The sequence below is a fragment of the Nocardia spumae genome (genome assembly GCF_020733635.1).
GTDB classification, from domain to species: domain Bacteria; phylum Actinomycetota; class Actinomycetes; order Mycobacteriales; family Mycobacteriaceae; genus Nocardia; species Nocardia spumae.
The window spans coordinates 3,616,629-3,630,343 of sequence record NZ_JAJFZL010000001.1 but is presented as its reverse complement, the minus strand read 5'-3'; the positions used below and the strand labels follow the sequence as shown (position 1 = coordinate 3,630,343).

Annotated in this window: 14 protein-coding genes; 7 read left to right on the top strand and 7 right to left on the bottom strand. The window is 68.8% G+C overall.

What is annotated here, in order from left to right; genetic code table 11:
• Window positions 1-266: 266 nt before the first annotated feature.
• Complete coding sequence (locus tag LKD76_RS16260; RefSeq protein WP_227982171.1) at window positions 267-938, top strand: SDR family oxidoreductase; 672 nt, start codon at window positions 267-269, stop codon at window positions 936-938.
• Window positions 939-940: 2 nt separating this feature from the next.
• Window positions 941-2,032 (top strand): esterase-like activity of phytase family protein, encoded by a 1,092-nt coding sequence (locus LKD76_RS16255; protein WP_227982170.1) that lies wholly within the window; start codon window positions 941-943, stop codon window positions 2,030-2,032.
• Between the two features lie 6 nt (window positions 2,033-2,038).
• Here LKD76_RS16255 and LKD76_RS16250 read toward each other — a convergent pair whose 3' ends face one another.
• The gene (locus LKD76_RS16250) at window positions 2,039-2,797 is read right to left on the bottom strand and encodes a MerR family transcriptional regulator (RefSeq protein WP_227982169.1); all 759 of its coding nucleotides are present in this window, start codon (window positions 2,795-2,797) and stop codon (window positions 2,039-2,041) included.
• A 76-nt stretch (window positions 2,798-2,873) separates the two neighbouring features.
• On the bottom strand, window positions 2,874-3,506 hold the full coding sequence (locus LKD76_RS16245) for a TetR/AcrR family transcriptional regulator (protein WP_227982168.1): 633 nt from the start codon (window positions 3,504-3,506) through the stop codon (window positions 2,874-2,876).
• 47 nt (window positions 3,507-3,553) lie between these two features.
• Here LKD76_RS16245 and LKD76_RS16240 point away from each other — a divergent pair, with 47 nt between their 5' ends.
• Window positions 3,554-6,727 carry a carboxyl transferase domain-containing protein gene (locus LKD76_RS16240; RefSeq protein WP_227982167.1) on the top strand — a complete coding sequence of 1,058 codons (3,174 nt, stop codon included), beginning with the start codon at window positions 3,554-3,556 and terminating at the stop codon, window positions 6,725-6,727.
• Window positions 6,728-6,755: 28 nt separating this feature from the next.
• On the opposite strand, the gene LKD76_RS16235 is transcribed toward LKD76_RS16240, so the two are convergent.
• The 4 genes from LKD76_RS16235 to LKD76_RS16220 form a co-directional block, all read right to left on the bottom strand.
• Complete coding sequence (locus LKD76_RS16235) at window positions 6,756-7,547, bottom strand: SAM-dependent methyltransferase (RefSeq protein ID WP_227985265.1); 792 nt, start codon at window positions 7,545-7,547, stop codon at window positions 6,756-6,758.
• 169 nt (window positions 7,548-7,716) lie between these two features.
• On the bottom strand, window positions 7,717-8,883 hold the full coding sequence (locus LKD76_RS16230; RefSeq protein ID WP_227982166.1) for a coiled-coil domain-containing protein: 1,167 nt from the start codon (window positions 8,881-8,883) through the stop codon (window positions 7,717-7,719).
• Between the two features lie 666 nt (window positions 8,884-9,549).
• On the bottom strand, window positions 9,550-9,849 hold the full coding sequence (locus LKD76_RS16225) for a hypothetical protein (RefSeq protein WP_227982165.1): 300 nt from the start codon (window positions 9,847-9,849) through the stop codon (window positions 9,550-9,552).
• Window positions 9,850-10,053: 204 nt separating this feature from the next.
• Entirely contained in the window at window positions 10,054-10,425 is a 372-nt protein-coding gene (locus tag LKD76_RS16220) for a MerR family transcriptional regulator (RefSeq protein ID WP_227982164.1), read from the bottom strand.
• 129 nt (window positions 10,426-10,554) lie between these two features.
• Between LKD76_RS16220 and LKD76_RS16215 the strand changes: the two genes are divergently transcribed.
• The 3 genes from LKD76_RS16215 to LKD76_RS32345 all read left to right on the top strand — a co-directional run bounded on the left by LKD76_RS16215 (window position 10,555) and on the right by LKD76_RS32345 (window position 12,196).
• Complete coding sequence (locus LKD76_RS16215) at window positions 10,555-10,992, top strand: Hsp20/alpha crystallin family protein (protein ID WP_308188532.1); 438 nt, start codon at window positions 10,555-10,557, stop codon at window positions 10,990-10,992.
• Window positions 10,993-11,547: 555 nt separating this feature from the next.
• Window positions 11,548-11,781: an Rv3202a family protein gene (locus LKD76_RS16210; protein ID WP_227982163.1), complete on the top strand. Its 234-nt coding sequence runs from the start codon at window positions 11,548-11,550 to the stop codon at window positions 11,779-11,781.
• Window positions 11,750-12,196 (top strand): cold shock domain-containing protein, encoded by a 447-nt coding sequence (locus LKD76_RS32345; protein WP_339429194.1) that lies wholly within the window; start codon window positions 11,750-11,752, stop codon window positions 12,194-12,196. The genes LKD76_RS16210 and LKD76_RS32345 overlap by 32 nt, the downstream gene beginning before the upstream one ends.
• A 178-nt stretch (window positions 12,197-12,374) precedes the next feature.
• Here LKD76_RS32345 and LKD76_RS16200 read toward each other — a convergent pair whose 3' ends face one another.
• Window positions 12,375-12,848, bottom strand: a complete 474-nt coding sequence (locus tag LKD76_RS16200; RefSeq protein ID WP_227982162.1) for a flavodoxin family protein — start codon at window positions 12,846-12,848, stop codon at window positions 12,375-12,377.
• A gap of 88 nt (window positions 12,849-12,936) precedes the next feature.
• On the opposite strand from LKD76_RS16200, the gene LKD76_RS16195 reads away from it, so the two are divergent.
• Window positions 12,937-13,710 (top strand): enoyl-CoA hydratase, encoded by a 774-nt coding sequence (locus LKD76_RS16195; RefSeq protein ID WP_227982161.1) that lies wholly within the window; start codon window positions 12,937-12,939, stop codon window positions 13,708-13,710.
• The last annotated feature ends 5 nt before the right edge of the window (window positions 13,711-13,715 follow it).

The following is a 13,715-nucleotide window of genomic DNA, read 5'->3' as shown; positions in this document are numbered from 1 at the left end:
GCGCATTTCCGGCAATCGCCGAATCCCGCCGTATCCCGGACGATCGCGGAACCCGGCGACTGCCGGAGCAGTCCGGCAGTTGTTCGGCACCGTGTCTCTGCCCTCAACGTCTCTGCCCTCAACGTCTCTGCCCTCCACCCCGAACTCGCGTGCGGCCCGCTGTGGCCGCGGCGCCCGAGCGTGACTTCGGCACCCGCGCGCGAGGAAGCCCGGCACGGAGGCGACAATCGGGTGGACCGCATTCGCCGACGGAGAGGTGATCACTCGTGAAGGTGTTCCAGATCGGCGCGGCGGGCGGTGTGGGCCGCCGCCTCGCGCAACTGCTCACCAACCGCGGTGACCAAGTCACCGGTATGCACCGCAACCCCGATCAGGGCCAGGTCGTCGCCGCGACCGGAGCCACGCCGCTGAGCGGCGATCTGATCGAGGACACCGCCGAGGAATTGGCGGCCAAGATCTCAGGGCACGATGCGGTCGTCTTCTCCGCAGGCGCGCACGGCACCGGCACCGACAAGACCACCGCCATCGACGGCGCCGGGCTGGAGAAGGCGGCCGCGGCGGCCGCCCGTGCGGGCGTCTCCCGATTCGTGCTGGTGTCGGTTTTCCCCGATGCCGGGCGCGACCGTGAGACCTCCGCGGGATTCGAGCACTACATGCGGGTGAAGAAGTCCGCGGATGTGTATCTCACCCACACCGGCCTCGATTGGCTGATCGTGCGGCCGGGGACCCTGCTCGACGATCCGGGCACCGGCACGGTCACCGCGGGTCTCGCGATCGAATACGGATCGGTGACCCGAGACGACGTCGCCGCGTTCATCGACGCCGCACTGCACGAGCCCGCGTTGAACCGGGTTCTCGTGGAATTGACCGGCGGCAGTACACCGGTCGCCGATGCGGTGGCCGAACTGGTCGCCGTCACCGGTCCCCGCGGCAGGTAGGCGTGCCGTTCGTCCGCCGGGCCGGTGTGGGCGGCTCGATCACGATCCTGGCCGCCGCCCTGGCCGCCGCCGCGACCGCCGCGCCTCCGGTGTCCTCGGAGGCCGCGGTCCGGTTGCTCGGTGAGCAGATCGTCGCCCACGGGCTGCGGGTCGACGCGACCACCGTGGGCGGGCTGTCGGGTATCGACTATTCGCCCCGGACCGATGAGTACGTGCTGATCAGCGATGACCGTTCGATCCGCGATCCGGCGCGGGTCTACACCGCGCGCATACCCGTCGGCGAGCACGGCGTCGGGCCGGTCACCTTCACCGGCACCCGGACGTTGCGCGGTCCCGGCGGCGACACTTATCCGCCCGATTCGATCGACCCCGAAGAGCTTCGGGTCGATCCCTGGACCGGCGACTACCTGTGGAGTCAGGAGGGCGATCGAGGCCCGCACGGCCTGCGGGATCCGTCGGTTCGGCTGGCCCGGCCCGACGGCAGCTATCTCACGGACCTGCCGATTCCGAACAACGAACGCATGCAACCGGATTCGGGGCCGCGCGGTAACGGAGTCCTCGAAGGCGCGACCTTCGCCGGCGGGGGCGCGCTGGTCGTCACCTCGGTGGAGGCACCGCTGCTGCAGGACGGGCCGGAGGCCACCGCCGGGGCGGGTGCGCTGACCCGGATCACCGTGCAGGCCCGGACCGGACAACTGCTGGCGCAGTACGCCTATCCGCTGGAACCGGTCTTCGCGCCCGGACCCGGCGCCAACGGAGTGGCGTCGATCCTGGCCGCAGATCCGCTGGATCCGACGAAATACCTCGTCCTGGAGCGCGCCTTCGTCGAAGGCGCCGGAACCAGGATCCGGATCTACTCCGCCGACACCGGCCCCGCGACCGATGTGCTCGATGCGCCCCTGACCGGAGCGCACCCGGTGACCAAACAGCTGCTCACCGACCTGTCCACTCTCGATCTGCCGGCGGTCGACAATATCGAGGGTATGACCTGGGGGCCGCGACTGCCCTCGGGTGAACGCACACTCGTGCTGGTCAGCGACGACAATTTCGCGGACAACCAGATCACCCAGATCGTCGCGCTGGCCGTGCGGTAACCACGATCAGTCGTCGAGGTTGTGCTCGGCGTAGACGGCCATGGCGTCGCGCTGGTACTCGGCCAGCCCGTCGGCGATCTTGTCGTAGTTGGCCTTGAACCGCTCGTCGTCGACATACATCTGCCCCAGACAGGTGTAGGCGCTGCGGTTCGGTGTCCAGAACCGGCAGATACCCTCGTACTGAGCCTGGATCTCGGCCTGGACAGCGGCATCGTCGACGGGTGTGCCCGCGGCCATGAGTTCGGCCATGCGGATCATCGCCGCCGTCAGCTCGCGCTGCATCCGGTCGATATCCTCGGCGGTCATATCCGCGCTGGCCTGTCGCGAACGCTCGAATTCCTCGGGCCACCGTTCGCGGGCCTCGTCGTCGTACTGGGTGTGGTCGAAACCCTCGAACAGGTTCTCCGGTCGGTTGATCCGGACTGTCATTTCCGTCTTCCCTTCGAGTTCGGCGATGGTGCGTGCCACCGTGTCGGCCATCCGCCCCAGACGGTCGCGTTCGGCGAGCAGGCGGGTGTGCTGACGTTTCAGCGCCACCAGGGTGTCCGGCTCGGAGTCGACCGCCGCGGCGATCTCGGTCAGGCTCAGGCCGAGTTCGCGCAGCACGAGAATCTGCTGCAGCCGCAGCAATTGCTCGTTGTCGTAGTAGCGGTAGCCGTTGCCACCGATATAGGCGGGTGGGAGCAGCCCGATGTCGTCGTAGTGGCGCAGCGTGCGGGCGGTGACGCCCGACATCTTCGCCACCTCCGCGATCGACCAGCTCATGATGGTCTCCATCGTTTCCGATCGGCCGGTCCTTCCGGCCGTGTCTTCGACGGTAGAAGTTTCCGCTACGTGAAGGTCAAGCCGGATCCCCGGGACCCGGCCGCAGTCCCAGCAGGGTTTCCGCGAGCTGCCGCAGTTGTGTCAGATAGCGCGCTCGTGCCGCGGGTGGATCGTCGCGGCGCGCGAGGATGCCTTGTGTGAGGGCGTAGCCGATGGTTTCGGCCACGATCGGCACCGGTGCGGCCGCCACGATGGTGCCGGCCCGTTGCTCGCGTCGCAGGTATCGCACGAAGCGGCGGATCGGGCGTTCGGAGATCTCGGCGGCCAGTGCGGCGAGGGCGGGATCGACGGCTCCACGCTCCTCGATCAGTCGCAGCAGGGGCCCGGCCTCCAGAACCGCTGCGGCGAAGGATTCGATGGTGGCGCGCAGCATGTTCCGCGGTTCGCCGCTGTCGAGCCCGGGCTCTTGGGCGGCCAGGAATTCGTCGCGTATCCGGACCGCCAACGCGTGGAAGATCTCGTCCTTGGACGCGAAATACACATACAGGGTGGCTCTGGATACGCCCGCGCGGGCGGTGATCGCGGCCACCGTCGTCGCGGCATAGCCGCGCTCGATGAAGATCTCGGCGGCGGCGTCGAGCAGCGCGTGGTGGCGATCGGTATCCGAGCGCTCCCGGGCCGCGCGCACACTCCAGGCGGAGGAACTCACCGGTCCAGCATATTGACGTTGACGTCAATGTCAATCAGACTGGCGGCATGCAGGTCGTGGTGGCGAACCGGGGTGAAGTGGCAGTGCGAGTGGTGCGCGCGGCGCGGGAACGGGGCTACCCCACCGTCGCGTTGTCGACGGCCGACGAGCCCGACGCGATGGCGGTGCGCCTGGCCGACGAATCGGTGTGCCTGCCCGGTACAGGTGCCGCGGCCTACCTCGATATCGCCGCTGTCGTCACGGCGGCGCGCAGTGCGGGATCCGAGGTCTTGGTCCACCCGGGATACGGATTTCTCAGTGAGAGCGCCGATTTCGCCACCGCCTGCGCCGAAGCAGGACTGATCTTCGCCGGCCCCGCACCGGCGGTGCTGCGAGCCTTCGGTGACAAGGTCGCCGCGCGCGCCGCCGCCGCACAGGCCGGCATCGCCGTGGTCCCCGCGACGTCGGGTCCCGCAGGCCCCGAGCAGATCGCGACCCTGCTCGCCGCGCATCCGGCCGGTGTGATGGTGAAGGCCACCGCGGGCGGCGGCGGACGCGGTATGCGAGTGGTGCGCGCCCCCGGCGATATCGCCGAAGCGTACGCGCGGTGCCGCGCCGAGGCGCAGGCCGGATTCGCCGACGACACCGTGTACGCGGAGGCGTTGATCGAGCACGCTCGCCACATCGAGGTGCAGATCGCCGCCGACGGCGTCCGGGCCGTCGCACTCGGCGATCGCGACTGCAGTGTGCAGCGACGACGGCAGAAACTGATCGAGATCGCACCGGCCCCCGATCTCGACCACGCGGTGCGCGACGCGCTGCACGAGCAGGCGGTCCGGCTGGCGGAATCGGTGGGCTGCCGCGGGGTCGTCACGGTGGAGTTCCTCGTCCGCGGCGACGAATACTGGTTCCTCGAGGTCAATCCACGCTTACAGGTCGAACATACGGTGACCGAGGAGGTGACCGGTCTCGACCTGGTGGCCACCCAATTCGATCTCGCCCTGGGCCGTTCGCTGGACGAGCTGGGCCTGTCCCCCGTCGCCGCCCGCGGATACGCCGTACAGGTCCGGGTGAACGCCGAACTCGTCGGCGCCGCCGGAGATGTCCTGCCCAGCTCCGGCGTGCTGACGCGATTCACCCCGCCGACCGGGGCCGGGGTCCGGGTCGACACCGCCGCCGGCCCCGGCATGCGCCAGGGCGCCCGGTTCGATTCGTTGCTGGCCAAGATCATCACCCGCGGGCACACGCACGAGGCCGCGCTCCGCAGGGCCGGGGACGCGCTGGCGGAAACCGTGATCGAGGGTGTGGACACCACGGTGGCGCTGCAGTGCGCGATACTCGACGCCCTGCTGCGCGGACCCGTCGTCGACACGCTGTGGTTCGAACGCCACACTGCCGAACTACTCGGCAAGGCCACCGAATTCACGCCCACGCCCGCCCCGGAGACGGCGCCCCCGGACGACACGCAACCGGTGCACGACGACGAACAGACTGTGCGCTCCCCCCTGGGCGGCACGGTGATCAGTATCGCCGAGCCCGGCACCGTCGTCGCCGCGGGCGCGGAGGTCGCCGTCGTGGAGGCGATGAAGATGCATCACGTGATCCGCGCCGACCGGGCACTGCGCGTGCTGCGAGTGCCGGCCGGGCCGGGCACGGTGGTCGATCCGCACACCGTGCTGATCGTGTGTGACGACGCCGATCACGACGGCGAGTCCGCCGATATCGGCGCGATCGATCTCGATACCGAGCGCGCGGATCTCGCCGAGGTCCGGGATCGTCATCACGCCGTGCTCGACGACGCCAGGCCCGAGGCCGTCACCAAACGCCACCGGCTGGGCCGCCGCACCGCGCGCGAGAACATCGCCGCTCTCGTCGACGACGACAGCTTCGTCGAGTACGGCGCGCTGGCGGTCGCGGCACAGCGGTCGCGGCGCAGTATGGCGGACCTGATCGCGAAGACGCCCGCCGACGGCCTCATCGCCGGTATGGCCACGGTCAATGCCGACCGGTTCGGCTCCGAGCGTGCCCGCGCGGTGGTGATGTCCTACGACTACACGGTCCTGGCCGGCACCCAGGGCATGCGCAATCACGCCAAGACCGACCGCATGCTCGAACTCGCGCGCGAACGGCAACTGCCGGTGATCCTGTTCGCCGAGGGCGGTGGCGGGCGGCCCGGCGATACCGACCATTCGGGGATTTCCGGGCTGGACGTCACGACCTTCCGGGCTATGGCGGCATTGGCGGGCCACGTTCCGCTGATCGGCATCGCCTCCGGCCGCTGCTTCGCCGGCAACGCGGCACTGCTCGGGATGTGCGACGTCGTCATCGCCACGCCCGATGCGAATATCGGGATGGGCGGGCCGGCGATGATCGAGGGTGGCGGTCTGGGCGTGTACGCGCCCGAGGACATCGGACCCATACAGGTGCAACGCCGTAACGGCGTGGTGCACATCGTGGCCGCTGATGAAGCCGAAGCGGTGGCGCTGGCACGCGACTACCTCGCATACTTCCAAGGGCCACTGGCTGATTGGGACGAACCCGATCCCCGGCTGGCCCGGCACGTGGTGCCCGCCGATCGGCTGCGCGCCTACGACATCCGGGCGGCGCTGGCCGCGGTCGCCGACATCGATTCGGTGCTGGAACTGCGCCGGGACTGGGGTGGCGGCGTGGTCACCGCGCTGATCCGGGTGCTGGGCAAGCCGTTCGGGGTCATCGCCAACGACTGTCACCATCTCGGTGGGGCGATCGACGCGCCGGCCGCCGATAAGCTCAGCGCATTCCTGCGACTGTGTGATGCGCACGGCCTGCCGATCGTGTCGCTGTGTGACACGCCGGGTTTCATGGTCGGACCGGACGCCGAGAAACATGCCACCGTCACGAAATTCAGCCGGTTGTTCATCGATGCGGCGGCGATGACGGTGCCGTGGGGCACGGTGATTGTGCGCAAGGGCTACGGTCTCGGCGCGCAGGCCATGGCGGCCGGATCGTTCAAGGCACCGCGTTTCGTGATCGCCTGGCCGACGGGTGAGATCGGCGGCATGGGACTCGAGGGTGCGGTACGGCTGGGATTCGCGAAGGAATTGGCGGCTATCGAGGATCCGGCGCAGCGTGCGGAGGCATTCGACAATCTCGTTCGCGCCGCCTACGACAGCGGCCGTGCCCTTACGGCCGCAACGGTTCTCGAACTCGACGACGTCATCGATCCGGCCGAGACCCGCCGGTGGATCGGCACCCTGCACTGAGGTGCAGGGCGCCGATCCACCGTGCGGTTCACGCCACTTTGCGGGCCAATCCGGCGACGATGAGCTGTTCCCACACACTCAGCTCCCGGCCGCTGTCCTCGGCACTGGTTTGCGGCCACCACTGCGCACACGGCCGCAGTCCCGGTTCGATCAATTCCAGATCACCGAACAGGGCCCGCACCTCCTCGTCGTTGCGCCACCGGCCGCGGCCGAACGCGTCGAGGATCTTGCGTTCGGTGGTGTTGGTTTCGCGGTTGTGCCCGGATCGGAAGTGCGACACATAGACCTGGCTTCCGGCCGGGATTCGCTCCACCCAGGAACTCACGACCCCGGCGGGATCCTCGTTCTCCTCCACGAACGCCAGCACGATACCGAACAGCAGGCCGACCGGCTCATCGAAATTGATCAGCCGAGCCACATCCGGATGTTCGGCGATATCGGCCACCGAGCACAGATCGCCGCCGATCACCGCGATCCGATCGTCGATCGACAGCAGTGCGCGCCCGTGCGCGACGACGAACGGATCGTTGTCGACGTAGATGATCGGCGCTTCGGGATGGGCACGCCGCACCACGTCGTGCACGTTCTCGCTGGTCGGCAGCCCGCATCCCAGATCGATGAACTGGCGAATCCCGTTGGCGCACATACTGCGCACCGCACGTAGCGTCGCCGCGCGGGCGGTGATGGCCACCTGCTCGGAGCCGGGCAGGAAGTCGATGAAGTAGTCGGCGAGATTCTGGTCGACACCGTAGTTGTCGCGCCCGCCGAGAATGTAGTCGTATACCCGTGCCACGCTCGGCCTTGCTTGCCGCGCTCGCATGGCGTCGTCGTTCACTTGTCACCTCTCGATTCCCGCGAAGCCCGTCGCGGGGGTGGCTGATTCAGTTGTCGAGCATAGCGGTCGATGGGGGGCGAAGCCGACGATCGCACCCGGTCTCGGCGTGGTTTTTCGGTGTCTTCGCATACTGCTCGCACACCCTGTCGCCGAATCAGCGGAGATCGGCCACTTCCGGTGCGCCCGTATCGGATTCGGCCGCAGCGGGAACCACCTGCCTGGACCGCCGAGCCAGTTCCGCGTCGAGCTGGGACTCGGCGCGCTCGGCGCGGGCGAGGGTCTGCCGCCGGGCGTCGTCGAGGGCTGCCAGCCGAGCCGCCGTCTGCTGGGCGACATGATCGGCGCTGGCGGCCGCTTCGGCGCGCACCGCGGCGATATCGTCGGCGGCGCGTTGTCGCGCGTCCTTCGCCTCCGCGCGCACGCGCTCGACTTCCGCGCGCACGCGCTCGACTTCCGCGCGGACACGGTTGAGCTCGTCTCTGGTCTCGGCGAGGGTTCGGGTGCGTTCCGCCACCGCGGATTCGGCGCGATCGATCGCTCGTTCGGCGTCGGCGGCGCGCTGAACGGCGAGATCGCGTTCGGCGCCGGCGGCGGTGATCCGCTGGGCACTGTCGCGGCGCACCTGCTCGATCTCGGTGGCGGCTGTGCTGCGCGCCAATTCGATGTCCTCGTTCGCCTGTCGGCGCGCTTCCTCGATGTCCTGTGCGCAGTGCAGACGGACAGCGCGGATCTCGGCCTCGGCGTCGGCGCGGGCAGCGAAGACCTCATCGGCCGCCTGTTTGCCGGCGCGCTCGACTTCGGTCATCGCATCGTCGCGCGCGGCGAGTGCTTCCGCGATGCGCGCCTCGGCCTGCTCCGCTGCCGTCGCGGCGTCCTCGGCCGCGGATTCGGCTGCGGTGCGGGCCTGTTCGGCGTCACGGCGGGCCTGCTCCGCGGCGACGGCCGCAACCTCCGCCTCGGCGATGCGGCGCCCGGCATCGGCCTGGACCGCCTGCACCTGAGCTTCGGCGATCGCGGGATCGGACAGTGTCGACAGTTCCGCCACAGCCACCGACAGGGTGGTACTCATCTGATCGGCCAATGTCCGGAACTGGGTGAGTAGTTCGTCGGCGCGGAGCCGGGCGACCGTCACCGGGCCCTGTTGTGTCACTGTGACGTTGGCCTCGGTCCCCTCCGCCTCCTCCTGCTGCCGGCGCTGCCGTTCACGCCAGGCCCGCCATCGCGTGTGTTCGGGATGGTCGCAATATTCCGAGGGCCGCCCGGGCGTTCCGCCGCGAGTGATGGTGCGGGTACAGCCTGGGTAGTTACATATGCTCGACACCCAAGAATCGTAGCGTTTGTTTCGTCATTTCAAACGTAACAACACGAAACGAAATGTGGTCCGCCCCAAACGGATACCTGCGCTTCTGACCTCCGATAAGTGAACCTTATCGGAGGTCAGACTCGGAAGTCCGCGACACTCTTCCTGCGGTGCGGCCGCTTACGTTTGGTCGCGAGCGACGCAACGAAATGCCAACGCAATCGGTGAAAAACTGTGCTCGCTGGTACGGCCGTACAGAAATTCACCGGATGGCGCCGACAGCGGGCTGCCTGTCCGGATCGAGCGCATCACCCGTCCGGCGTTGCGCCGGGGCGGTGTGTCCTGATCGATGGGGACGCCGTCACGGCCGGCGGCCACGACTGCGGCGAACCCGGACCCGCCGGTGGCTGAGCGGGGCGGTGCGCCGAAGGACGGCACCAGCGGCCCGGCCCCCGGCCAGCCGGCGCACAGCCTGGAGGTCTCGGGCGATACCGCCGAGGCGGCGCTGCCGCCTGGTATCACGACGTTGGATCGGCCGGTCACCGAAGGCAAGCAGGTTCGGAGCAGTCCGGGGGCGGCGATGTCGTCCGTTGGAGGACTTCCTCCAGCGGGTGCGGCGCTCTCACCTGAACGAGTGGATCGAGGGCCGATCAGGGATCTGGTCCACTGGGCCGGTATCCGGATGTCCTACTCGCGGCGCGGGCGTAGCGCTGCGAAGAGACCGAGCACGACGAGGCCAACCAGCCACACCGCTAGTCCGAGGCCTGCGAGGGCGACCGTTCCGCGCGGCATGATGAACGGCCCGTAATACGACACTCGGGCCCAGTATCCGCAGGGGCCCACGTCTTCCGGTATGGTCGCGCACTCGGGGTGGCCGATGGCCGCGAAGGCCAGGGTCGCGAGCATCGGAATCTCAACGGCCACACCGAGTACGACCGCCAGGCTTACGATCGCCAGGCTCACAGTGGGGCGGGTGGGGGCTGCCATGCGGTCAAACCATAATGCGCGGCCGACGACGATTTCCACGCGCGCCCGCAGCCATCAGGGGGCGGCCAGTTCCTCGTGCCGGTAATCCGACTCGGTTCGCATCCCAGAACTACATCAGGATTGCCTGCGCTCCGGGCCGGTGCCCCGAAAGGGAGGCCGGACGCCGGACCGGATCGCCCGCGCATCGCTGAGGCGCCGGATTTCTCAAGTCTGGACCCCACGGGCCGAATCGCGCCCGCGGAGCTGGTCGCGTTCGGCGGTGAGCGCGGCGTTGGTGTCGCGCAGTTCGGTGTTGGTGTCTTCGAGGTCGAGAATCCGCGCGATCGCGGCGAGATTGATCCCCTGCCCGGCGAGGGCGGCGATACGGGCCAGCCGTGCCAGGTCGTCGTCGCTGTAGCGGCGGGTGCCGCCTGCGCTGCGGGCCGGCGTGACCAACCCGTGTTGCTCGTACAAGCGCAGCGAATGTGCCCCCATCCCGGCCAGCTCGGCGGCCACCGAGATGCCGTACACCGCCTGCCCCGGGCCGGGCCGGTGCTCCGCGCCGGAACCGGGCAGGTGGTCGTGTCGATCCGGCATCCTGCTCCTCTTTCTCGTTGGATTCAGATTACCTCAGAGCATCACTTGCACTCTCCTGCGTAGAGTGCTAAAAAAATCTCAGCCGGATGACAGAGGTTATCTGAGCAACTTCGACTGAGAATGGAGTGAGTGGAGGTGGCGACCATGCTGATGCGCACCGATCCGTTTCGGGATCTGGATCGCCTGACCCAGCAGGTGTTCGGCACGCCGGCGCGGCCGGTGGTGATGCCGATGGACGCCTGGCGCGAGGGTGACGAGTTCTTCGTGGAACTCGACCTGCCCGGCATCGATCCGGAATCCCTGGACCTGGATATCGAACGCAACGTGGTGACCGTGCGCGCGTCGCGCCCGCAGCTGGACCCCGACCGATCGATGATCGCCGCGGAACGCACCCGGGGAGTGTTCAGCCGCCAGTTGTTCCTCGGGGAGAACCTCGATACCGACGCCATCCGTGCCGACTACCGCGACGGGGTACTGCGCCTGGTGATCCCGGTCGCGGAGAAGGCCAAGCCGCGCAAGATCGAGATCACCCGCCACCACGACGAACATCAGGCGATCAACGCCTGATCCGGGCGGCATCACGGGAGGACCCGGTGGTGGTGGTGGTGCCGGTGACGACGCGCCGCATCGGCGCAGTCCCTGCCGCCACGCGAACGCCGGACCCTCCCGCCCGCGACCGGGTTCGTGGTGGCGCGATCAGCGCCCCGGACGCCGACCCCGCGTTGCCCGCACGGGAACGCGGCCGGGCCGGGTACACAAGCCGGCTCGATGGCATATCCGATGACGAGTGAGAGCGAGGTGATGCCAGTCGCAGATATCGAAGACAACGCAGACCACATGAAACGTTCTCCTACACACGTGTTCTCGCGACCAGGGGCCGGGGCTCGGGCCCGTACACCGGCGCCGGCGCGGCAGGACACCCCTCGGTCCGGCGCGTGCGCAACCACGGTGATGGCGATCAGCAGGCGGGCACGGCCCGCGGCCCTCGCGGAAACACGACCCAAAGTTCCGGTTCAGATTCCTTCCGTCGACGGGTGAGCCCGGTCAGCATCGGGCTTTCCGGGCTCACCCGGCCCTTCGGCCGCGCCGAGAACACGATGGACATCAGAGGAGGGGACCGCTATGACCAGTACCTGGACCTCCGTCCCGGCAGGCAGCGACTTCGACCGCGCCGACCAGAACATTCTCGTCCGTGACAGCGACCGCGACGTCGGACTGGACGCGACCGCGATGCACCCACCGGCCGAAACCGTGCGCGCCGCGATCGATTCCGCCGAGCTCACCGACCGTATCGACCAAGCCTGGATAACCCCGCTGGACTTCGATGACGACTACGACTACGGCAACGCCGACTGACCCCGTCCCCGCCGCCGACACCATCGGGTGCGGCTCACCCGCCCGCAGCGGGCAGCGATACCCGCGCCCGCAGCGTGGTCGGGTCGCCTGGTTCGATACCGAGAAGGGCTTCGGGTTCCTGACTCCCGAAACCGGTCCCGCAGTGTTCGTCGACTTCCAGTCGATCGACGTCCCGGGATTCAGAACCCTCGTCGCCGGGCAGCCGGTGGTGTTCACCGCCACCGACACCCCGCGTGGCCCCGAAGCCACTCGCGTCGTGCCCTGCACCCGCGCAGACAGCACCCCGCGGCTGCTGCCGCAGCCCCACCCGCACTCCGCGCGACAGGACGGGCTGCCCTGCCGATGCCCACGCCGCAACCCGGCCCGATGGCCAGAAGAACTCTCCCCCGGTACGCGTCAGCGCGCCGACCGGTAACCGGCACAAGGACCACCATGGACCCCCGATCACATATCGTCGCCCCGGCCGATCACACCCTCGCGGTGCGCCACACCGATACGGCCGCAACTGATTCCGACGACTCGCCGGTCGTGCACTGGCCTGAACCCAGCCCGCTGGAATCCTGGTGGAAAGCCGTCATGCGGCCCGGCCGGGATCAGGGCCGGGCCGCCACGCGATCCCTCAGGCCCTCGGCGAAGGCGCGCGCGGCCTGCACATCCGCGGCGTCGGGATGACCCTTGCTGACACCGCCGACGATCCGCATCGGCAGCCAGGTGTCGAGGCCCCGGCAGCTGAAGGTGTCGACCACGTCGTAGCCGCGGCCGATGAGAAGCTTTGTGAGAGAACGGATATAACGCCGGAACGGCGGCTCGGGCATACCGCTGGTGGCGAAGACGAAGGCCTTGCGCCCGTTCTGTGGCGGCAGGGTGGCGATCAGTTCGCGCAGCCTGGGATGGAAGTTCATGGTGAAGATTCCCGACCCGAAACCCACGAGATCGCAGGCCGCCAATTCGGCGGGATCGATGTCGCCGGGGCCGACGACGCGGGCGCCGAGCACCTCGGCCATGGCTTCGGCGATGCGCTGGGTGTTGCCGTGTGATACCGAGACGCACACGATCACAGCCTTCATGATGGCTCCTCGCTCGTCTGTCCGTTCGTCTGGTCCGTAGAGGGCTACTCCGGATGTTATCGGCCGGGTCCTCACTACGATGGCGGCCATGGCGGAGATCACGATGGAACGGCAGGACAAGGTCGCGGTGGTCACGGTGTCGGATCCGCAGCGTCGAAATGCGTTGACACTGGCACTGTCCGAACAGTTGGCGGCCGCGATCGCCGAGGCCGAGAACGACACCGGCGTCCACGCGGTCGTGATTACCGGCGCGCCACCGGCCTTCTGCGCGGGCGCGGACCTCAGTGCCCTCGGTGAGGCCGCCGAGGCCGGCCTGCGCGCCATCTACGCCGGATTCCTGGCGGTGGCCGACTGCGCGCTGCCCACCGTCGCCGCGGTCGGGGGTGCCGCGGTCGGCGCGGGACTCAATCTGGCGTTGGCCGCCGATGTCCGTCTCGCCGGGCCGCAGGCTCGCTTCGACGCGCGTTTCCTGCGACTCGGCATACATCCGGGCGGCGGGATGACCTGGATGCTGCAGCGCGCGGTCGGACCGCAACAGGCCGCGGCCATGACCTTGCTCGGTGAGATCCTCGACGCCGATGCCGCGTTCGGCGCCGGGCTCGTCCACCGCGTCGTACCGGGAGAACACGACGATCTCCTGGCTGCCGCGGTCGAAGCGGCGGCCGGAGCGGCGGCGGCGCCGCGCGATCTGCTGATCACCGCCAAGCGCACGATGGGCATCACCCGGGCGCTGGATTCGCACGCCGAGGCGGTCGATACCGAGATCGTGGCGCAGGTGGCCTCGTTGGAGTCCGAGGAGTTCGCCGCACGGCTCGCCGCTATGCGCGAGCGCATCACTTCGCGACCCGACCCGGAGAATTGAATTCT

What these genes read in the sequence shown, in the direction of transcription:
- LKD76_RS16250 (WP_227982169.1), bottom strand. Translation starts at nt 2,797, where the DNA reads ATGAGCTGGTCGATCGCGGAGGTGGCGAAGATGTCGGGCGTCACCGCC.
- LKD76_RS16240 (WP_227982167.1), top strand. Translation starts at nt 3,554, where the DNA reads ATGCAGGTCGTGGTGGCGAACCGGGGTGAAGTGGCAGTGCGAGTGGTG.
- LKD76_RS16235 (WP_227985265.1), bottom strand. Translation starts at nt 7,547, where the DNA reads ATGCGAGCGCGGCAAGCAAGGCCGAGCGTGGCACGGGTATACGACTAC.
- LKD76_RS16225 (WP_227982165.1), bottom strand. Translation starts at nt 9,849, where the DNA reads ATGGCAGCCCCCACCCGCCCCACTGTGAGCCTGGCGATCGTAAGCCTG.
- LKD76_RS16220 (WP_227982164.1), bottom strand. Translation starts at nt 10,425, where the DNA reads ATGCCGGATCGACACGACCACCTGCCCGGTTCCGGCGCGGAGCACCGG.
- LKD76_RS16210 (WP_227982163.1), top strand. Translation starts at nt 11,548, where the DNA reads ATGACCAGTACCTGGACCTCCGTCCCGGCAGGCAGCGACTTCGACCGC.
- LKD76_RS32345 (WP_339429194.1), top strand. Translation starts at nt 11,750, where the DNA reads ATGACGACTACGACTACGGCAACGCCGACTGACCCCGTCCCCGCCGCC.
- LKD76_RS16200 (WP_227982162.1), bottom strand. Translation starts at nt 12,848, where the DNA reads ATGAAGGCTGTGATCGTGTGCGTCTCGGTATCACACGGCAACACCCAG.
- LKD76_RS16195 (WP_227982161.1), top strand. Translation starts at nt 12,937, where the DNA reads ATGGCGGAGATCACGATGGAACGGCAGGACAAGGTCGCGGTGGTCACG.